At 73.7% G+C, this 20,312-nt stretch carries 15 protein-coding genes; 12 read left to right on the top strand and 3 right to left on the bottom strand.

Annotated features, from left to right (window positions below; translation table 11 throughout):
• Window positions 1-20 precede the first annotated feature (20 nt).
• Window positions 21-368 (bottom strand): SCP2 sterol-binding domain-containing protein, encoded by a 348-nt coding sequence (locus AC07DW_RS25330; RefSeq protein ID WP_478859973.1) that lies wholly within the window; start codon window positions 366-368, stop codon window positions 21-23.
• Between the two features lie 42 nt (window positions 369-410).
• Here AC07DW_RS25330 and AC07DW_RS25325 point away from each other — a divergent pair, with 42 nt between their 5' ends.
• The 6 genes from AC07DW_RS25325 to AC07DW_RS25300 all read left to right on the top strand — a co-directional run bounded on the left by AC07DW_RS25325 (window position 411) and on the right by AC07DW_RS25300 (window position 6,602).
• Window positions 411-695: a hypothetical protein gene (locus AC07DW_RS25325; protein ID WP_478859972.1), complete on the top strand. Its 285-nt coding sequence runs from the start codon at window positions 411-413 to the stop codon at window positions 693-695.
• 7 nt (window positions 696-702) lie between these two features.
• Window positions 703-1,518: a TlyA family RNA methyltransferase gene (locus tag AC07DW_RS25320; RefSeq protein ID WP_478859971.1), complete on the top strand. Its 816-nt coding sequence runs from the start codon at window positions 703-705 to the stop codon at window positions 1,516-1,518.
• Window positions 1,515-2,441, top strand: a complete 927-nt coding sequence (locus tag AC07DW_RS25315; RefSeq protein ID WP_478859970.1) for an NAD kinase — start codon at window positions 1,515-1,517, stop codon at window positions 2,439-2,441. The genes AC07DW_RS25320 and AC07DW_RS25315 overlap by 4 nt, the downstream gene beginning before the upstream one ends.
• A 190-nt stretch (window positions 2,442-2,631) precedes the next feature.
• A complete protein-coding gene (recN, locus tag AC07DW_RS25310) occupies window positions 2,632-4,350 on the top strand; it encodes a DNA repair protein RecN (protein ID WP_478859986.1) in 1,719 nt (572 codons plus the stop codon).
• A gap of 329 nt (window positions 4,351-4,679) precedes the next feature.
• Window positions 4,680-5,414, top strand: a complete 735-nt coding sequence (locus tag AC07DW_RS25305) for a hypothetical protein (RefSeq protein WP_478859985.1) — start codon at window positions 4,680-4,682, stop codon at window positions 5,412-5,414.
• A 90-nt stretch (window positions 5,415-5,504) separates the two neighbouring features.
• Window positions 5,505-6,602: a glycosyltransferase family 4 protein gene (locus tag AC07DW_RS25300; RefSeq protein WP_478859969.1), complete on the top strand. Its 1,098-nt coding sequence runs from the start codon at window positions 5,505-5,507 to the stop codon at window positions 6,600-6,602.
• 106 nt (window positions 6,603-6,708) lie between these two features.
• On the opposite strand, the gene AC07DW_RS25295 is transcribed toward AC07DW_RS25300, so the two are convergent.
• Window positions 6,709-8,358: a PucR family transcriptional regulator gene (locus AC07DW_RS25295; RefSeq protein ID WP_478859984.1), complete on the bottom strand. Its 1,650-nt coding sequence runs from the start codon at window positions 8,356-8,358 to the stop codon at window positions 6,709-6,711.
• Window positions 8,359-8,517: 159 nt separating this feature from the next.
• Between AC07DW_RS25295 and AC07DW_RS25290 the strand changes: the two genes are divergently transcribed.
• Both AC07DW_RS25290 and AC07DW_RS25285 read left to right on the top strand, forming a co-directional pair.
• Complete coding sequence (locus tag AC07DW_RS25290; protein ID WP_478859968.1) at window positions 8,518-10,035, top strand: APC family permease; 1,518 nt, start codon at window positions 8,518-8,520, stop codon at window positions 10,033-10,035.
• 11 nt (window positions 10,036-10,046) lie between these two features.
• Window positions 10,047-11,663, top strand: coding sequence for a flavin monoamine oxidase family protein (locus tag AC07DW_RS25285; RefSeq protein WP_478859967.1), 1,617 nt, complete (start codon window positions 10,047-10,049; stop codon window positions 11,661-11,663).
• Here AC07DW_RS25285 and AC07DW_RS25280 read toward each other — a convergent pair.
• Window positions 11,660-13,465 carry a glycoside hydrolase family 15 protein gene (locus tag AC07DW_RS25280; RefSeq protein WP_478859966.1) on the bottom strand — a complete coding sequence of 602 codons (1,806 nt, stop codon included), beginning with the start codon at window positions 13,463-13,465 and terminating at the stop codon, window positions 11,660-11,662. The two genes, AC07DW_RS25285 and AC07DW_RS25280, sit on opposite strands and share 4 nt — an antisense overlap.
• Window positions 13,466-13,958: 493 nt before the next feature.
• Between AC07DW_RS25280 and AC07DW_RS25275 the strand changes: the two genes are divergently transcribed.
• The 4 genes from AC07DW_RS25275 to ald all read left to right on the top strand — a co-directional run bounded on the left by AC07DW_RS25275 (window position 13,959) and on the right by ald (window position 19,903).
• Window positions 13,959-15,608, top strand: a complete 1,650-nt coding sequence (locus tag AC07DW_RS25275; RefSeq protein ID WP_478859965.1) for a CTP synthase — start codon at window positions 13,959-13,961, stop codon at window positions 15,606-15,608.
• Window positions 15,609-15,695: 87 nt separating this feature from the next.
• Window positions 15,696-16,322, top strand: a complete 627-nt coding sequence (locus tag AC07DW_RS25270) for an NUDIX domain-containing protein (protein WP_478859964.1) — start codon at window positions 15,696-15,698, stop codon at window positions 16,320-16,322.
• A 265-nt stretch (window positions 16,323-16,587) separates the two neighbouring features.
• Window positions 16,588-18,645 carry a tetratricopeptide repeat protein gene (locus AC07DW_RS25265; protein WP_478859963.1) on the top strand — a complete coding sequence of 686 codons (2,058 nt, stop codon included), beginning with the start codon at window positions 16,588-16,590 and terminating at the stop codon, window positions 18,643-18,645.
• Between the two features lie 142 nt (window positions 18,646-18,787).
• Window positions 18,788-19,903: an alanine dehydrogenase gene (gene ald / locus AC07DW_RS25260; protein ID WP_478859983.1), complete on the top strand. Its 1,116-nt coding sequence runs from the start codon at window positions 18,788-18,790 to the stop codon at window positions 19,901-19,903.
• The last annotated feature ends 409 nt before the right edge of the window (window positions 19,904-20,312 follow it).

Raw genomic sequence — 20,312 nt, 5'->3', positions numbered from 1 at the left:
CGGACCCGTGGGGAGCCGTCCTACAGCAGGGACCGCAGGCGCAGCAGGTCGCGGAAGCCGGCCTCCAGTCCGACCCGGCCGGAGGCCCACGCCTTGGCGAAACCCAGCTCGCCGCCCACCAGAGCCACCAGGTCGTCGCCGGACATCCTCAGCCGGATGTCGGCCCGCCCGGGCGGTGGCCCGTCCACCCGGTCCAGCACCTCGATCCGGCCGCCGGCCAGGCGGCCGGTGAAGGTGACGCCGAGGTCCGTGATGTGGCAGCTCAGCGTGCGGTCGAGCGCGGCGGCGCCACGCACCGCGCCGTCGGCGTGCGCCAGGCTGTCCGCGAGTCCGTCGAGCGCGGCGCGGCATTCGTCGATCGTGGCCATCGTGCACGACGGTACCCCAGCCCTTCGGGGTAGCGTCTGGGCATGACCGACGTGATGCCCGAGGTCCCGGAAGGCGTCCGGGACCAGCCCGCGGAGTCCTGCGACCCGGCCGCGCCCGCCCCCCTCGGCGTCGGGCGCGTCCCGACCGGGCACCCGCAGGTCGACGCCGGCCTGGAGCGGCTGGCCGACGCCGACCACCTCCCCGCCGACGGTCACCTGGAGGTGTACGAGGATGTACACCGGGGGCTGCGGGAGGCGCTGGCCGCGCTCGACGCGCCCTCGCCGGCGTCCCCGCCGATGTCCTCGTCGTACGAACACAGGAGCTGAACCGAACGTGGCAGGAGTCGCACGCCGTCGTCTGGACGCGGAGCTGGTGCGCCGCAAGCTCGCCCGCTCGCGCGAGCACGCGAGCCAGCTGATCGCCGCGGGACGGGTGACCGTCGGCGGCAACACCGCCACGAAGCCCGCCACCCAGGTGGAGACCGCCGCGGCCATCGTCGTGGCGCAGGACGACGGCGACCCCGACTACGTCTCGCGCGGCGGCCACAAGCTGGCCGGCGCCCTCGCCGCCTTCGTACCGCGCGGGCTGGGGGTCGAGGGGCGGCGGGCGCTCGACGCGGGCGCGTCCACGGGCGGCTTCACCGACGTGCTGCTGCGCGCCGGGGCGGCGCACGTCGTGGCCGTCGACGTCGGGTACGGGCAGCTGGCCTGGTCGCTGCAGAGCGATGAACGCGTGACCGTCAAGGACCGTACCAATGTGCGTGAGCTGACGCTGGACGCGATCGACGGAGAACCGGTGGATCTGGTGGTGGGCGACCTGTCGTTCATCCCGCTGGGGCTGGTCCTGCCGGCCCTGGCGCGGGTGTCGGCGCCCGACGCCGACCTGGTGCTGATGGTGAAGCCGCAGTTCGAGGTGGGCAAGGAGCGGCTGGGCAGCGGCGGGGTCGTGCGCAGCCCGGAGCTGCGGGCCGAGGCGGTGCGGGGCGTCGCGCGGCAGGCCGGCGAGCTGGGCCTCGGCGTGCTGGGCGTCACCGCCAGTCCGCTGCCCGGCCCGTCCGGCAACGTCGAGTACTTTCTGTGGCTGCGGGCGGGCGCGCCCGCGCTGGATCCGGCGGATGTGGAACGCGCCGTGGCGGAGGGACCTCGTTGAGTTCATCGACAGCGTTTGCGGCGACCGGCGCACCGCGGACCGTGTTCCTGCTCGCGCACACCGGCCGGCCGGCCGCGATCCGCAGCGCGGAACTCGTGGTGCTCGGCCTGCTGCGCAGCGGGATCGGCGTGCGCGTCCTGGCCGCCGAGGCGGCCGACCTGCCGCTGCCACCGACGGTGGAGACCGTACCGGAGGCGTCGCCCGACGTGCTCGACGGCTGCGAACTGCTGATCGTCCTCGGCGGTGACGGGACGCTGCTGCGCGGCGCGGAGTTCGCGCGCGCCTCCGGGGTACCGATGCTCGGGGTCAACCTGGGGCGCGTCGGCTTCCTCGCCGAGGCGGAGCGGGACGACCTCGACCAGGTCGTGGACCGGGTGGTCACCCGGGCCTACGAGGTCGAGGAGCGCATGACCCTGGACGTCACCGTGCACAACAACGGCGACGTCCTGCACAGCGACTGGGCGCTCAACGAGGCCGCCGTGCAGAAGGTCTCGCCCGAACGCATGCTGGAGGTCGTCCTGGCGATCGACGGCCGCCCCGTGACCGGCTTCGGCTGCGACGGGGTGATCTGCGCGACGCCCACCGGTTCCACGGCGTACGCCTTCTCGGCGGGCGGCCCGGTGGTGTGGCCCGAGGTGGAGGCGCTGCTGATGGTGCCGATCGGGGCGCACGCGCTGTTCGCCAAGCCGCTGGTGACCACGCCGGACTCGGTGCTGGCGGTGGAGGTGGAGCCGCACACCCCCGACGGGGTGCTGTGGTGCGACGGGCGCCGCACCGTCGAACTGCCCGCCGGCGCCCGGGTGGAGGTCCGCCGGGGGGCGGTGCCGGTACGCCTCGCCCGCCTGCACCACGCCTCGTTCACCGACCGGCTGGTGGCCAAGTTCGCGCTGCCCGTCTCGGGCTGGCGGGGTGCCCCGCACTGACGCCGCGCCCGGGTCCGGCCCCCGGCCCGGAGCGCCCGCCGGCGGGTCGTCCGCACCGTGCCGGCTCCACTCCGGCGGGTGACGGACCACCGCCGCGACCCGGCGGCGACCTGCGGGTTCGGCGCCGCGGGGCGGGGGCCGTCGCACAGCGGGCCCCGGACCTCGTAAGGTCTTCTCCGTGCTGGAGGAGATGCGGATACGGTCGCTCGGGGTAATCGACGACGCGGTGGTGGAGCTGTCACCCGGTTTCACCGCGGTGACCGGTGAGACCGGCGCGGGCAAGACCATGGTCGTGACCAGCCTCGGACTGTTGCTCGGCGGGCGCGCCGACCCCGCCCTGGTGCGGATCGGTTCGCCGTCCGCCGTCGTCGAGGGCCGCATCAGCGTGCCGCCCGGCGCCGCCGCGGCGGTCCGGGCCGAGGAAGCGGGCGCCGAACTCGACGACGGCGCGCTGCTCATCAGCCGCACCATCTCGGCCGAGGGCCGCTCACGGGCACACCTGGGCGGGCGTTCCGTGCCGGTCGGCGTGCTCGCCGAACTGGCCGACGAGCTCGTCGCCGTCCATGGCCAGACCGACCAGCAGGGCCTGCTCAAGCCCGCCCGGCAGCGCGGCGCGCTCGACCGGTACGCGGGCGACGCCGTCGCCGTGCCCCTCGCCAAGTACAGCGACGCCTACCGGCGGCTGCGAGCCGTCACCGCGCGGCTGGAGGAGCTCACCACCCGCGCCCGGGAGCGGGCCCAGGAGGCGGACCTGCTGCGCTTCGGACTGACCGAGATCGAGGCGGTCGAGCCGCGTCCGGGTGAGGACGCCGAACTGGCCGCGGAGGCGGAGCGGCTCGGCCACGCCGAGGCCCTCGCGTCCGCAGCGGCGCTCGCCCACGGGGCGCTGGCGGGCAACCCGGAGGACCCGGAGGTGCTCGACGCGACGACCCTCGTGGCGGGCGCGCAGCGGGCGCTGGAGGCCGTCCGGTCGCACGACCCGGCACTGGCCGCGCTCGCCGACCGGATGGGTGAGATCTCGATCCTCCTCGCCGACGTGGCGACGGAACTCGCCGGGTACGCCGACGACCTGGACGCCGACCCCCGGCGCCTGGCGGCCGTCGAGGAGCGCCGCGCGGCGCTGACCGCCCTCACCCGCAAGTACGGCACCGATGTCGCCGCCGTCCTGGCCTGGGCGGAGGAGGGTGCTGCCCGGCTCACCGAGCTGGACGGCGACGACGACCGGATCGGCGAGCTGACGGCGGAGCGGGAGGCCCTGCGTGCCGAGCTGTCCGGGCTGGCCCAGGCGCTGACGGACGCGCGGACGGAGGCGGCGGCCCGGTTCGCGGACGCCGTCACCGCGGAGCTGGCCTCGCTGGCCATGCCCCACGCGCGCGTGTCGTTCGACATCCGCCAGTCCGAGGACCCCGACGGGGTGGAGGTCGGCGGGCGGACCGTCGCCTACGGGCCGGCCGGCGCCGACGAGGTCGAGCTGCTGCTCGCCCCGCACCCCGGGGCGCCGCCCCGGCCGATCGCCAAGGGCGCGTCGGGTGGTGAGCTGTCCCGCGTGATGCTGGCCGTGGAGGTGGTCTTCGCCGGTACGGACCCGGTGCCGACGTACCTCTTCGACGAGGTCGACGCGGGCGTCGGCGGCAAGGCGGCGGTGGAGATCGGGCGGCGGCTGGCCAAGCTCGCCAAGTCGGCGCAGGTCGTGGTCGTCACGCACCTCCCGCAGGTCGCGGCCTTCGCCGACCGGCAGCTGCTGGTCGAGAAGACCAGCGACGGGTCGGTGACGCGCTCGGGCGTCACGGTGCTGGAGGGCGAGGACAGGGTCCGCGAGCTGTCGCGGATGCTGGCCGGCCAGGAGGACTCCGAAACGGCCCGGGCGCACGCGGAGGAACTGCTGGCGACGGCACGGGCGGACGCCTGACGCTTCCGGGCGCGGGGACCCGGGCCGCCGGCGAGCCGGCGCGCCCGGGAGGCGTCTCGCGGTGCGCGGTGGGCCCCGCCCGCTGGGTCCGCTCGCCGGGGTGCGCCGCCCGCCGGGCCCGCTCGCCGGGGCGCACCGCCTGCGGGGGTACCACCCCCGGGGACACCCGGTCAGGCACCGCCCCGGTCCCGTGTGCCCACCCGTTCCGCCCCGGCGGAACGATTGCCCGCAACGGAGGGGGTGGCCCCGGCGGGACGGTCGCCCGCAGGGGGAGGGGTGGCGGGCGCACTGCTTCTGGTGGCAAGGGGGCGCGTAGGGTTGCCGGCGTGATCAGGACTGTCGCCTTCGGGCTCGCCGCCGGAGCCACCCGTGCCGTGTACGCGGGGCTGCGGAGGCGGCGTGACGAGCGGTGGGAGCGGAAGAACCACGCGGGGCGGACCGTCGACCTGTACGCCGGGCCCGCCACCGCCGTGGGCGCCGTGCTCGGGGCCCTGCCGGCGGGCCGTGGCGGCCGGGAGCGGGGCGCCGTCGCGGTGGCCGGCCTGGTGGCGGGTGTCTGTGGGGCGTACGACGACGTCAACGGCGACCACCGGCGGGGATTCCGGGCGCACCTGGGCGCCCTGCGGGACTGCGGGGTCACCAGCGGGGCGGTCAAACTCCTCGGGATCGGCGCCGCCGGGCTCGTCGCGGGCGCGCTGCTCAAGGAGCGGCCGGTCGACAAGGCCCTCGCGGGCGTGGTGATCGCCGGGACCGCCCACTTCGTCAACCTCGTGGACGTACGCCCCGGCCGGGCGGTCCTGACCGTGCTCGCGGTCGGCGTGCCGGGCCTGGCGCGGGGCCGTCTCGCCGCCGCGCCGATGGGCGCCGCGGCGGCCGTCGCCGCCGACGACCTCGGTGAGCGCACCATGCTCGGCGACGCGGGCGCCCACGCCCTGGGCGCGGTGCTCGGCACCGCGGTCGCCGCCGCCAACGGGCGGGCCGGACTGGCGGCCCACGCCGCCGGGCTCGTCGCCGCCGCGGCGTACGGAGACACCGTCAGCCGGGTCGCCGGTTCACCCGCGTGAGTGATCACTGACGACGGTTCACGCCCCGCGACACGGCCGCTTCGCCGCGACGGTGCCGGAACGTGCGTACGGACTGGCATCCTTGGGCGCGTGACACAGCTGCATACGGTCCAGGTGCTGGGTGGCGGCAGCGCGGGCAGCAGCGCTCACGTCAGATCACTGGCCGCCGGGCTCGTGGCGAGGGGCGTGCGGGTGACGGTGTGCGCCCCTGCCGAACTGGACCACGACTACGACTTCGGGGGCACCGGCGCGCGGTTCGTGCCCGTGCCGCGCCGCGGTGACCCGGTCGCCATCGGGGCGCTGCGCGCGGCGTGCGCGGGCGCGGACGTGGTGCACGCGCACGGACTGCACGCCTCGGTACGGGCCGGGCTGGCGCTCGGGCAGCAGCGCGTACCGCTGGTGGTCACCTGGCACACGCGCACGCACGCCGAGGGCGCCCGTGGCAGGCTGCTCCGGCTCATGGAACGGAGAACCGCACGCGAGGCGGCCGTTGTGCTGGGCACGTCGTCCGAACTCGTCGACCGGGCGCGGCGCCGGGGCGCCCGCGACGCCCGGCTGGCGCCCGTCTCGATCCCCGCCCCGCGCGGGGGTGTCGCCGAGTCCGAGGCCGGCAAGGCGCGGGCGGAACTGGGCGCCATGGACCGGCCGTTGCTGGTGGCGGTCGGCGCGCTGGAGCCGCACCGCGGGTACCGCACGCTCCTGGACGCGTCCCGGTTCTGGCTCCGCCACGACCCGGTGCCGCTGGTCGCCGTCGCGGGGGAGGGGCCCCAACGGGCGGTGCTGCAACGGCGGATCGACCTGGAGGGGCTGCCGGTGCGGCTGCTCGGGCGGCGCGCCGACGTCACCGCGCTGATCGCGGCGGCGGACGTGGCGGTGCTCCCGAGCCGCTGGGAGGCCAGGTCCCCGCTCGCCCAGGAGGCCCTGCGGCTCGGCGTGCCCCTGGTCGCCACGGCGGTGGGCGGCGTACCGGAACTCGTCGGCGACGCGGCGGAACTCGTGCCGTACGGGGACGCGGGCGCCCTGGCCGGCGCGGTGACCGCGCTGCTCGCCGACCCCGGGCGGCGGGCGGAGCTGACGGCGGCGGGGCGGACGCAGGCGACGACGTGGCCGACGGAGGACGAGACGATCGCGCAGGTGCTGAGCGTCTACGACGAACTGTGCGCGGGGCCGCGCCCCCGTACCGGCTGACCGGCCGACGGGGTGACGCGGCCACGGGCCACCGGCGCCCACGCCGCCATCGCGGCCACCGGGCCATGCGGCCGGCAGGCCGGGCCCGCGGGCCACGCGGTACCGGTCACGGCGTGTGGCGGCGGGCGCGGAGGGCCAGGGAGAGGGCCAGGACGGTCTGCGGATCGTCCAGGTCCGTGCCCAGCAGGTCGCCGATGCGGGCCAGGCGGTTGTAGAGCGTCTGGCGGTTGAGGTGCAGTTCGCGTGCCGTCTCCGCCTTGCGGCCCGCGTGCGCCAGGTACGTCTCCAGCGTCGGGAGCAGGGCAGGACGCGACGTCCGGTCGTGTTCCCGCAGCGGGCCGATCGCCCGGTCCACGAACGCGGCCAGGTCCGGATGCTCCCGCAGCCGCCACAGCAACAGGTCGATGTCCAGCCGCCGCGCGTCGTACCACGGCCGGTCCGGCAGCCCGCGTGCCGCGGTCGCCGTCTCCGCGGCGTGCCGCAGCCCCGCCGACGCCGCCGCCCACCCGCCCGCGACGCCCACCACGACGACCGGCGGGTGCCCGCCCGACGGGCTCCCCCAGCCGCCGGACGGGGTGACCCCCACCAGCCCCGCCCGCGCCACACCGGCCCGCAGCGCCGCGGCCACCCGGTCGGCGACGGCCGTCCGCTCCGACTCGGTCCGCAGGCCCAGCAGCAGCGGCACCCTGCCCTCCACGGGGCGCACGCCCAGCAGGACCGGCACCCCCACGGCCGAGAGCTCCTCCAGCACGGCGCGGGCCAGCAGCGACCAGTTGCCGTACGGCAGCACGTCCGCGCCCAGCCGCATCACGACCGGCAGCAGCGGGCCGTCGCCCGGTCTGAAGCCCAGCACCCGGGCCTGCGCGGGCGCGTCCTCCGCCGACACGCGGCCCTCCGCGAGGTCGGTGAGGAAGTCGCCCCGGCCCCGCGCCGCCAGCTCCTCCTCCTGACGCGCCTGCATCAGCACCACCGCGAGGATGCCCGCCGCGCGCTCCGCCGCCATCCGGTGCACCGGCAGCAGCCCCCCGGACACCGCCAGCAGGACGAGCCGGGCGCGTACCGCGGCCGCGCCCGGCCCGCCGCCCGGCACGTCGACCAGGACCGCCCCCGCCGGCGGCCCCGCCTCCCGCGCCTCGCGCTGGCCGCGCAGCCCTTCCCACACCTGGAGCGGATCGGGCCCCGGCCCGCCGCCCGCCGCGTACAGCAGCCGCCCGTCGGTGGTCTCCAGGAACACCGGGTTGGCCGCGAAGTCGGCGAGGATGCCCAGCACCTGCGGCACCCCGCCGCCGCCCAGCAGCGCCTCCGTGCACCGCCGGTGCACGTCCTCGGCCTGCCGGAGCAGGGCGTAGTGCCCGTTGACGATCTCGGTGTGGACCTCCTCGGTCACCGAGACGAACGGGACCTCGCGGTGCAGCTGGACCAGCGGCAGGCCCGCCGCGCGCGCCGTCTCCACGATCGTCGCCGGCAGCCGCGAGAACCTCGGCCCCAGTTCCACCACCAGCGCCGCGATCCCGCGGTCCGCCAGCCGCCGCACGAACGCCCGCTGCTCGGCCGGCCGCGTACCGAGCCCCAGCCCGGTCGTCAGCAGCAGTTCGCCGCCCTTCAGCAGCGAGGCGATGTTCGGCACCTCGCCGGCGTGCACCCAGCGCACCGTCCGGTCCAGCCGGTCCGCCCCGACGACCACTTCCGGGAGTCCCCCGCGCAGCCCGGGCAGCTCCAGGGCCCGCTGCACGGTGATACCGCCCTGCTCGTTCATGGAGGTCATACGGCCGGACGGTACCCGCGTCCGTGTTCCGGGGACATCACCGGACGATGACGACGCCGGCACCGGGCGACAACTCGTCGCGCCGGCGGGCCATTTGCGCGACCGCCTGTCGATTGTGGCGTACGTCACGCCGGAGGATGGTGTCCCGCCATGGCAGAGAATCCCACTCCAGCAGGCCACCAGGTGCAGCGGCTCAAGGCGGACTCCGTCGGGCTCGTCGGCGTCGTGTTCATGGCGGTCGCCACCGCCGCCCCGATCACCGCGATGACCGGCAACCTCCCCATCGCCGTCGGATTCGGCAACGGCACCGGGGCGCCGGCCGGTTACCTCTTCGCGACGCTCGTCCTCACCGTCTTCTCCGTCGGCTACGTCGCCATGGCGAAACGGATCACCGCGGCCGGTGCCTTCTACGGCTACATCTCACACGGCCTCGGCCGCATCGCCGGGATGGCCTCCGGCATGCTGGCGGTCCTCGCGTACATCGTCTTCGAGGCCTCGATCGTCGGCGTCTTCGCCTACTTCACCAGGACCACCGTCGCCGACCAGCTGGGCGTGGACCTGCCGTGGATCGTCTACGCGGCCGCGATGCTCGCCGTCACCGCCGTCCTCGCGCACTTCGACATCAACCTCACCGCCAGGGCGCTCGGCGTGATGCTCGTCGCCGAGATCGCCGTGCTGTTCGCCGTCGCCACGGCGGTCCTCGTCAACGGCGGCGGCCCGGACGGCATACCGGTCGAGCCGATCAACCCCGCCAACGCCTTCACCGGCACCTCCGCCGGGCTGGGCCTCTTCTTCGCCTTCTGGTCGTGGGTGGGCTTCGAGTCGACCGCGATGTACGGCGAGGAGTCCCGCGACCCCAAGCGCGTCATCCCGCGCGCCACCCTCGTCTCCGTCGTGGGGGTGGGCCTCTTCTACATCTACGTGTCCTGGATGACCATCGCCGGCAACGGCCTCGACCGCGCCGTCGAGGTGTCCGCGTCCGCCGTCCCGCTCGACCTGTTCTTCGACCCGACGCGGTCGTACCTCGGAGCCTGGGCCGTCGACGCCTTCCAATGGCTGCTGCTCACGGGTTCCTTCGCCTGCGGCATGGCCTTCCACCAGTGCGCCTCGCGCTACCTGTACGCCATCGGCCGCGAGGGCTTCCTGCACCCGGCGCTCGGCCGCACACACGCCCGGCACGGTTCGCCGCACATCGCCTCCTACGCGCAGAGCGGTATCGCCGTCCTCCTCGTGGGCGCCTTCTGGCTCACCGGACAGGACCCGTACATCCACCTCTACACGCTGCTGGCGATCCTCGGCACGATGGCGATCCTCATCGTCCAGACGCTCTGCTCGTTCGCCGTCATCGGCTACTTCCGCAAGAACCACCCCGAGGACCGGCACTGGTTCCGGACCCTCACCGCACCCCTGCTCGGCGGGATCGGCATGACCGCGGTCGTCGTCCTGCTGGTGCTCAACATGGAGACCGCCGCCGGCCTCGCCGCCGACTCCCTCTTCTTCACCCTCATCCCGTGGATCGTCGGCGCCGTCTTCCTCGGCGGTCTGGGACTGGGCCTGTACCTGAAGGCCAGACGGCCCGAACGGTACGAGATCATCGGCCGGATCGTCCTCGAGGACGCGGCCGAGCGCGAGGAGCAGCACGACGTCCAGCCCGCCGCGACCGTCTGAGGAGCAGATCCATGTCCCGTACGCCCCTGATGCGCACCCTGCGCGACATCGCCGCCCACCACGCCGCCGCCGACCGGCTCGGCATGCCCGTCGCCGCCGTCCGCGGCTCCACCCGCCGCGAGCTGCTGCGCCGCGCCGCCGCCCTGGGCCTCGCCGCCGGGGTCGGCACGGCGGTCGCGGCGCGGCCCACCCCCGCCCGCGCGGCCGGGGCGGCAGCCCCGCGCATCGCCGTCGTCGGCGCCGGTATCGCCGGCCTGACCGCCGCCCTCACCCTGAGGGACGCGGGCCTGAACTGCACGCTGTACGAGGCGAACCCCACCCGCGTCGGCGGTCGCATGTGGACGCAGCGCGACCACTGGGCGTACGGCCAGACCTCCGAGATCGGCGGTGAGCTGATCGACACCAGCCACAAGAAGATCCTGGCGCTGTGCCGCCGCTTCGGCCTGAACGTCGAGGACTTCCTGGGCGGCGGACCGACCGGTGCCGAGGAGGTGCTGTGGTTCGACGGCACCTACTACCCGCGCCACCAGGCCGACGAGGACTTCAAGGCCGTCTACCAGCAGCTCCACCGGGACCTCCAGGAAGCCGGCGAGGTGAAGTGGAACCAGTCCACGCCCCGCGGCACCGCCCTGGACGACATGTCGATATACGAATGGATCGAGAGCCGCGTGCCGGGCGGGCACGCCTCACCGCTCGGGCAGTTCATCGACGTGGCGTACAACGTCGAGTACGGGGCCGACACCACCGAACAGTCGTCCCTCGCCCTGGTCCTGCTGATGGGCTACCAGACCAACCCCGGCCACTTCAACGTCTGGGGCCTGTCCAACGAGCGCTACCACATCACCGGCGGCAACGACCTGCTGCCGAACGCCATCGCCCGGTCGCTGCCCTCCGGCACCCTCCGCGCCGGCTGGACGCTCACCGCCGTGCGCGCGAACACCGACGGCACCCAGACGCTGACCTTCACCGAGGGCGCCACCACCCGCACGGTCACCGCCGACCACACCGTGCTGTGCGTCCCGCTGCCCGTGCTCCAGCGGCTCGACCTCAGCCAGGCCGGGTTCGACCCGCGCATGCGCGACCTGCTGCGCGACGCCCGCATGGGCCACTGCACCAAACTCAACATGCAGTGCGCCACCCGCCCCTGGCGCGGCACCGGTCCCTGGCCGGGCGTCTCCGCCGGCGACTGCTTCACCGACAGCGACGTCCAGCAGACCTGGGACACCACCAAGATCCAGCCGGGTACCGGCGGCATCCTCATCCAGTACAACGGCGGCTCCCTGGCACGAGACCTCAGCCCCGCCGGGCCGTTCTCCACCGAGTCCGACCCGTACGTGCGCGACCTCGCCACCCGCCGCCTGCGCGCCATCGACGCGTTCTTCCCCGGCACGTCCAGGGCCTTCACCGGCCGCGCCCAGCTCTCCGCCTGGCACCACAACCCGTACGCCCTCGGCGCCTACTCGTACTGGCCCGTCGGCTACCTGCACCGGTACGCCGGCTACGAGGGAACCGCGCAGGGCAACATCCACCTCGGTGGCGAGCACTGCAGCTACGACTTCCAGGGCTTCATGGAGGGCGGCGCGACCGAGGGGGAGCGCGCCGCCCTGGAGGTGGTGGCCGCCTGTTAGCCGCCGTACGCGCCCGAGGCGGTCAGCCGCAGCGCCGTGTCGATCAGCGGCACGTGGCTGAACGCCTGCGGGAAGTTGCCGACCTGGCGCTGCAGGCGCGGATCCCACTCCTCCGCCAGCAGCCCCAGGTCGTTGCGCAGCCCCAGCAGCTTCTCGAACAGCTTCCGTGCCTCGTCGACCCGCCCGATCATCGCCAGGTCGTCCGCCATCCAGAACGAACAGGCCAGGAACGCGCCCTCGTCACCGGGCAGTCCGTCCACACCCTCGTCCGCGCCCTCGGTCGGGTAGCGCAGGATGAAGCCGTCCTCGGTGGACAGCTCCCGCTGGATCGCCTCGATCGTGCCGATGACCCGCTTGTCGTCCGGCGGGAGGAAACCCACCTGCGGGATCAGCAGCAGCGAGGCGTCCAGCTCCTTGGAGCCGTACGACTGCGTGAACGTGTTCCGCTCCGGGTCGTACCCCTTCTCGCACACGTCCCGGTGGATCCTGTCGCGCAGTTCGCGCCACCTGTCCAGCGGCCCGTCCGCGTCCCCCGACTCGATCAGCTTGATCGTCCGGTCGACCGCGACCCACGCCATCACCTTGGAGTGCACGAAGTGGCGGCGCGGCCCGCGCACCTCCCAGATGCCCTCGTCGGGCTGGTCCCAGTGGTTCTCCAGGTACCGGATCAGCTTCAGCTGGAGCAGCGAGGCGTAGTCGTTGCGGGACAGGCCCGTCATGTGCGCCAGGTGCAGGGCCTCGGTGACCTCGCCGTAGACGTCGAGCTGGAGCTGGTTGGCGGCGCCGTTGCCGACCCGGACCGGGGCGGAGTTCTCGTACCCCGGCAGCCAGTCCAGCTCCGCCTCGCCGAGTTCCCGCTCGCCCGCGATGCCGTACATGATCTGGAGGTTCTCCGGGTCGCCGGCCACCGCGCGCAGCAGCCACTCGCGCCAGGCGCGGGCCTCCTCGCGGTAGCCGGTGCGCAGCAGCGAGGAGAGGGTGATCGCCGCGTCCCGCAGCCAGGTGTAGCGGTAGTCCCAGTTCCGTACGCCGCCGATGTCCTCCGGCAGGGAGGTGGTGGGCGCGGCGACGATGCCGCCCGTCGGGCCGTACGTCAGGGCCTTCAGGGTGATCAGGGAGCGGACCACCGCCTCCCGGTAGGGGCCCCGGTAGGTGCAGTGGTCGACCCACTCGCGCCAGAAGTCCGACGTGGCCTCCAGCGCGCCCATCGGATCCGCCACCGGCGGCTGCGGGTGGTGCGAGGGCTGCCAGCTGATGGTGAAGGCGACCCGGTCGCCCTCCTTGACGGTGAAGTCGGAGTACGTGGTGAGGTCCTCGCCATGGGTCTCGACCTCGGTGTCCAGCCAGATGGAGTCCGGGCCGGCGACGGCGACCGTCCGGCCGTCGACCTGGTGCACCCAGGGCACCACACGCCCGTAGGAGAACCGCATCCGCAGCGCGGACCGCATCCGCACCCGCCCGCTGACGCCCTCCACGATCCGCACCAGCTGCGGGGCTCCGTCACGCGGCGGCATGAAATCGGTCACGCGGACCGTGCCCCGGCCCGGTGCGTCCCACTCGGATTCCAGGATCAGCGAGTCACCGACGTACCGGCGCCGGTCGGCGGCGGGCGGCTCGGTGCCGTCGGCGTGCGCCGGCCCGATCCGCCAGAAACCGTGTTCCTCGGTACCGAGGAGTCCTGCGAAGACGGCGTGCGAATCGAAGCGGGGCAGGCACAGCCAGTCGGCCGTGCCGTCCCGGCAGACCAGGGCGGCGGTCTGCATGTCTCCGATGAGTGCGTAGTCCTCGATGCGCCCGGCCACGTGCAATCTCCAGTCGAACGGCAACGTTCGCCCCCGTGGGGCGCTTACTGGGGTCAAGGTCAAGGATCGCCGACGAGCGGATGTTCCCGGTTTCGGGCGGGGGTGGTGCCGTTGTGGGGGGCCGGCTCGGCAGCGGATGTCCGAGCAGGATACGACGCGACCCGGCCCTCTGTGTGATCGTCCTGGTAGAGCTGCTGAACAGAACGAGTGACCCTCCTCTCCCGGTGCGAAACCCCCGGCCCGTTCGCGTGCCCACCGTGTCCGGGCGTGCGCGCTGCGTGCGTCCCGGCCGGAGCGGGGCGCGGAGCCGCCGGGTGCGCGCGTGGCCGGAAGCGGGGGTGCCGCGTCGCTGATACCCTGGTAGCCCGTGGACCGGTGGGCGCCGCACCTCGAATCGGCGGCCCCCGAACCGCAGCGACGGCACCCCCGGAACCCTCCGGGCGGACGCCGGAACGCACCTCCAGAACGCGACCACGGGAGCCCCCTCTTGGCCATGCCGCCCAAATCCACGACGACCAAGCACATCTTCGTCACCGGGGGTGTCGCGTCCTCCCTCGGCAAGGGCCTGACCGCCTCCAGCCTGGGTGCGCTCCTCAAGGCCCGGGGCCTTCGGGTCACGATGCAGAAGCTCGACCCGTACCTCAACGTCGACCCGGGCACGATGAACCCGTTCCAGCACGGTGAGGTGTTCGTCACCAACGACGGCGCCGAGACCGACCTGGACATCGGCCACTACGAGCGGTTCCTCGACGTCGACCTCGACGGCTCGGCCAACGTCACCACCGGCCAGGTCTACAGCCAGGTCATCGCCAAGGAGCGCCGCGGCGAGTACCTCGGCGACACCGTCCAGGTCATCCCGCACATCACCAACGAGATCAAGCACCGCATCCGCCGCATGGCGGCCGACGACGTCGACGTCGTGATCACGGAGGTCGGCGGCACCGTCGGCGACATCGAGTCGCTGCCGTTCCTGGAGACCGTCCGCCAGGTCCGTCACGAGGTCGGCCGGGACAACGTCTTCGTGGTGCACATCTCGCTGCTGCCCTACATCGGGCCGTCCGGCGAGCTGAAGACCAAGCCGACCCAGCACTCCGTGGCCGCGCTGCGGAACATCGGTATCCAGCCGGACGCGATCGTGCTGCGCGCCGACCGGGACGTACCGACCGCGATCAAGCGCAAGATCTCGCTGATGTGCGACGTCGACGAGGCGGCCGTGGTCGCGGCCATCGACGCCAAGTCGATCTACGACATCCCGAAGGTGCTGCACACCGAGGGTCTGGACGCGTACGTCGTGCGCAAGCTGGACCTGCCGTTCCGCGACGTCGACTGGACGACGTGGGACGACCTGCTGGACCGCGTGCACAACCCCGACCACGAGGTCACGGTCGCGCTCGTCGGCAAGTACATCGACCTGCCCGACGCGTACCTGTCGGTGACGGAGGCCATGCGCGCGGGCGGCTTCGCCAACAAGGCCCGCGTCAAGGTCAAGTGGGTCACCTCCGACGACTGCAAGACGCAGGCGGGTGCGGCCAGGCAGCTCGGCGACGTCGACGCGATCGTCATCCCCGGCGGCTTCGGCGAGCGCGGTGTCAACGGCAAGGTCGGCGCCATCCAGTACGCCCGGGAGAACAAGATCCCGCTGCTGGGCCTGTGCCTGGGCCTCCAGTGCATCGTGGTCGAGGCCGCGCGCAACCTGGCGGGCATCGCCGACGCCAACTCCACCGAGTTCGACCCGGCCACCTCCCACCCCGTCATCTCGACGATGGAGGAGCAGCTGGCGTACGTCGAGGGCGCCGGCGACCTTGGCGGCACGATGCGCCTGGGCCTGTACCCGGCGAAGCTCGCCGAGGGTTCCATCGTCCGCGAGGTCTACGGCGACCAGCCGTACGTCGACGAGCGGCACCGGCACCGCTACGAGGTGAACAACGCCTACCGCGCGGAGCTGGAGAAGAAGGCGGGCATCGTCTTCTCCGGCACCTCCCCGGACAACAAGCTGGTCGAGTACGTGGAGTACCCGCGCGAGGTGCACCCCTACCTGGTCGCCACCCAGGCGCACCCGGAGCTCCGCTCCCGCCCGACCCGTCCGCACCCGCTCTTCGCGGGCCTGGTGAAGGCGGCCGTGGAGCGCAAGACGGGCAAGTGACGCGCTAGCGATACGGTTGACCGGGGTACGCGCCTGATCAGGGCACGTGCCCCGGTTTTCTGTGTGTGTACGAGGGAGGACGTCTTCATGACCATCAAGGACACGCCCGAGGAGTGGCGGGTCACCGCGACCGCCGTGCCGTTCAAGGGCAACAAGACGAGTGTCCGCACCGACGACGTGGTCATGCCGGACGGGACCGTCGTACGCCGCGACTACCAGGTCCACCCCGGCTCGGTCGCGGTCCTCGCCCTCGACGACGACGACCGGGTCCTCGTGCTGCGCCAGTACCGCCACCCGGTGCGGCACAAGCTGTGGGAGATCCCGGCCGGCCTGCTGGACGTGTCCGGCGAGAACCCGCTGAGCGCGGCGGTACGGGAGCTGTACGAGGAGGCGCACGTCAAGGCGGAGACGTGGCACGTCCTCACGGACGTGTACACCACGCCGGGCGGCTGCGACGAGGCCGTACGGATCTTCCTGGCCCGTGGCCTGTCGGCGGCGGAGGGCGAGCGCTTCGAGGTCGCCGAGGAGGAGGCCGACATGGAGCTCGCGCGGGTGCCGCTCGACGAGCTGGCCCGCGGGGTGCTGGCGGGCGAGCTGCACAACACCTGCCTGGTGGTGGGCGTCCTGTCGGTGCTCGCCGCCCGTGCGGGCGACGGTCTGGAGGCCCTGCGTCCCGCCGAGGCACCCTGGCCGGCCCGCCCCTTCGAGGCGTAGGGGATGTCTTGTCGATCAGGCCGGGCTCACGACGCCCGGCCTGATCGGCAAGACGTCCCCTGGGGCCGCGCGAGACACGGGTGTACCGGGCGGCGGTCCGGGAAAAGAGTCCGAACGGCCCTGCGGTGTGACGATCGGCTGATCCGATTGAGGGACTCGTCCGCCGTGCTCAGCCGGGCGGGGCACGGCGGCTGAACTACGCTCGGATCGCCCGCCTGGGGACCCGGCGGGATCAGCACGTGCGCAGCGGACGGGAGCGTGGCCCGTGACGGATCAGGCGGTGGACTTCGGCGGCGCGGGCGGTGCGGACCGGTCCGGTGCGCGGCCCGGACGCCGTCGGTTCTACGGACGGGCGCGCGAGCTCAAGGAGCTGCGGGCCGACATCGCCCGCGCGGGGCTCGACACCCTCGCCGGGCGGCCCTCCCCGCGCGCCCGGGTGCTCCTGATCGCCGGCCGCCCCGGCAGCGGCCGCACCGCGCTCGCCGAGGAACTGGTCGGCGACCTCGCCCGTGGCTACCGCGACGGCGTCCTGCGGGCCCGGCTGACCGAGCCCGGCGGGGAGCCGGTGCCGGTCGAGCGGATCGCCCGCGGGCTCCTCGACCACCTCGGCGTCCCCGCCCCCGCCGGTGCGGGGGAGGACGAACTGACCCAGCTGCTGCGCGGCGCGTGCGCCGAGCGGCGCGTCCTGCTCCTGCTGGACGACGCCGCGAGCGCCGAGCAGGTCGACGCGCTGCTGCCCGACAACCCCGACTGCCTCGTCGTGGCCGTCGCGCAGGGCCCGCTCACCGGTATCCCGGGGGTACGGCCCTGCACGGTGGGCGGGCTGGACTCCAAGTCCGCCATCGAGCTGCTCGACGGCTACACCGGCTCGGTGCGCATCACCGTCGACCCGCAGGCCGCCGAGACGCTCGCCGAACTGTGCGCCGGCCAGCCCGCCGCCCTCGTGCTGGCCGGCGGCTGGCTCGCGGCCCGCCCCATGTCGTCCGTAGCCGACCTGACCAAGCGGCTGCGCGCCCTGACCGACGAGCCCGAGCGCCCGGTCGCCGTCCGCCCGCTGGCCCGCGCCTTCCGCCTGGTCTACGAGGCGCTGCCGGTGCCCGCCGCCCGAATGCTCCGCCTGCTCGCCCTCGCCCCGGACGGCACCGCCGACGCCCACACCGCCTCCGCGCTGGCCGGCTGCTCGGTCTCCGCCGCCCGCTCCGCGCTGGAGGGCTTCGCCGTCGCCGGGCTCGTGCACGAGGCGGGCGACGAGCGGTACGAGGTGCCCGGCTGCCTGATGCCCCTGCTGCGGGAGCTGCTCGACACCGAGGACCGGCCCGCCGAGGTGCAGCTGGCCCGCGCCCGGATGCTGGAGCGCACCGTGCGGCTGCTCCAGTCCTGCCGGGCGGTCACCGAGCCGGAGGGGTCACCCGCGCGGCGCAGGCTCGCCGGGCTGCCCCGCGCCCTGCGCTTCCCCGGCCCGGAGGCCGCCGCCGCGTGGCTGCGCACCCGGCAGCCCGCGCTGCTGGCCGCCGCCCGGGTCGCCGTCGCCGACGGGGAGCTCGACACCCTCGCCCGCCGCCTGGTCGCCGCCCTCGTCCGGGCGCTCGCCGCGCACCGGGGCACCGAGGACGCCGCGCCGGAGCTGTACGGGCTGCACCAGCTGGTCCTGGACGTCGCCGAGCGGCGCGGGCTGCACCGCGAGCGGGCCGCCGCCCTGCTGAACCTCGCCGACCTGGACGCCCGGACCGGCCGTACCGCCGACGCGCTGGTCCGCTACCGGGCCGCGCTGGACGCCGGACGGCTCGCTAACGACCCGTACGCGATCAGCCGCGCGATGGAATCCGTAGGCGGCACTCACCAGGAGCTGGGGGACTGGCAGCGGGCCGCCGACTGGTACGGGCGCGCCCTGTCGCAGCGCCTCGCCCGCGACGAGCGGGCCGACCAGGCGCGGCTGTACGGCAGGCTCGGCGCCGTGCACACCTATGAGGGCCGGTACGGCGAGGCGCTCAGGAACTGGCGGGCCGCCGCGGCCGGATATCGCCGCCTCGGTGATCTCGCGGGCCACGCGCGGGCGTTGAGCGAGGCGGCCCGGGTCCAGGAGTACGCGGGACGGCCGCAGGAGTCGCTGCGCACCTGCGAGGAGGCCGTCGAGTGGGCCCGCCGGGCCAAGGACGTGCGGCTTCTCGCGGCGCTCCAGCTGCGGCTGGCGGACACCCTGGACCGGCTCGGCGATCCCGCTGCGGCCCGGCTGCACCGCGCCGCCGCCGACCAGCTGCTGGGAACCGGAAGCTCCGCCCCACGGGCTGCCTACGAAATCCGCAGTGCTTCAGCCAAAGATTAATGCTTTGCAAGGCTAGACAACGGCAGACCCTTCAATAGACTGGGCGGGCCGCGATTGACCGCGGTCTATCCCGGTGCGTCCTGTGTATCCGGGTATGTATTGCATTGCCCCCGTACCCCCAAAGCCAAGGACCGTGATCGACGTGAAGGTCGGCATCCCCCGCGAGGTCAAGAACAACGAGTTCCGGGTGGCCATCACCCCCGCCGGTGTGCACGAGCTCGTGCGCAACGGGCACCAGGTCTTCGTCGAGCAGAACGCCGGTGTCGGCTCCTCGATCACGGACGACGAGTACGTCGCCGCGGGCGCGCAGATCCTGCCGACCGCCGACGAGGTGTGGGCCACCGCCGACCTGCTGCTCAAGGTCAAGGAGCCGATCGCGGAGGAGTACCACCGGCTCCGCAAGGACCAGACCCTCTTCACCTACCTGCACCTCGCCGCCTCCCGTGAGTGCACGGACGCCCTGATCGAGTCCGGCACCACCGCCATCGCGTACGAGACGGTCGAGACCGCCAACCGCGCCCTGCCGCTGCTCGCCCCGATGTCCGAGGTCGCGGGCCGGCTGGCCCCTCAGGTCGGCGCCTACCACCTGATGCGCGCGGCCGGCGGCCGCGGCGTGCTGCCGGGCGGCGTCCCGGGCGTGATCCCGGCCAAGGCCGTCGTCATCGGCGGTGGCGTCTCCGGCTGGAACGCCACCCAGATCGCCGTCGGCATGGGCTTCGAGGTGACGCTGCTCGACCGCGACATCAACAAGCTCCGTGAGGCCGACAAGATCTTCGGTACGAAGGTCAAGGCCGTCATGTCCAACTCCTTCGAGCTGGAGAAGGCCGTCCTGGAGGCCGACCTCGTCATCGGCGCGGTGCTGATCCCCGGCGCCAAGGCCCCGAAGCTGGTCACCAACGAGCTCGTCTCCCGGATGAAGCCCGGAAGTGTCCTTGTCGACATCGCGATCGACCAGGGCGGCTGCTTCGAGGACTCCCGTCCCACCACGCACGCCGAGCCGACGTTCCCCGTCCACGAGTCGGTCTTCTACTGCGTCGCCAACATGCCGGGCGCGGTGCCGAACACCTCCACCTACGCCCTGACCAACGCCACGCTTCCCTACATCGTGTCGCTGGCCAACAACGGCTGGGTCGAGGCGCTGCGCCGCGACGCGGCTCTCGCCAAGGGCCTCAACACCCACGACGGCAAGGTCGTCTACAAGGAGGTCGCCGAGGCCCACGGCCTGGAGCACCTCGAGCTGAGCTCGCTCATCGGCTGACCCGCGGCACCACCGGCCGACCGTCAACGGTTGCCGTCAACCTCACACATCCGGCCGGACCTTGCGCCACGAGGTCCGGCCGGACGTGTGTCCGGTGCCCCCTGACCGTCGCTCAAGTCGTCTCGAACGTAACCCTTTAACCGTTTCGCACACCCAGGAAACGTGCCGATGCATGGCCGTGCGCCCTTGACACGGGACTGTTTCTTTGCCGACACATCGGCCCGCGTCCGGGCGATTGTGTTGCTGCGGAGCGGTGACACGCCATAGAGTCGCAAACCGTCGGCATGGTGCCACGCTGACCTATCGATAAGTTTCCTGGTCACATCCAAGGAGGTAAGACGACTTGTGAATGAGTCGACATTTACTCCTGGGGGTGGTCAACCGGGAACGGTCGGCGACGCCGGCTCGG

The sequence above is a fragment of the Streptomyces sp. NPDC045701 genome (assembly GCF_056432045.1).
The sequence above is the reverse complement of the archived record's forward strand: the minus strand, read 5'-3'. Positions and strand labels throughout refer to the sequence as shown.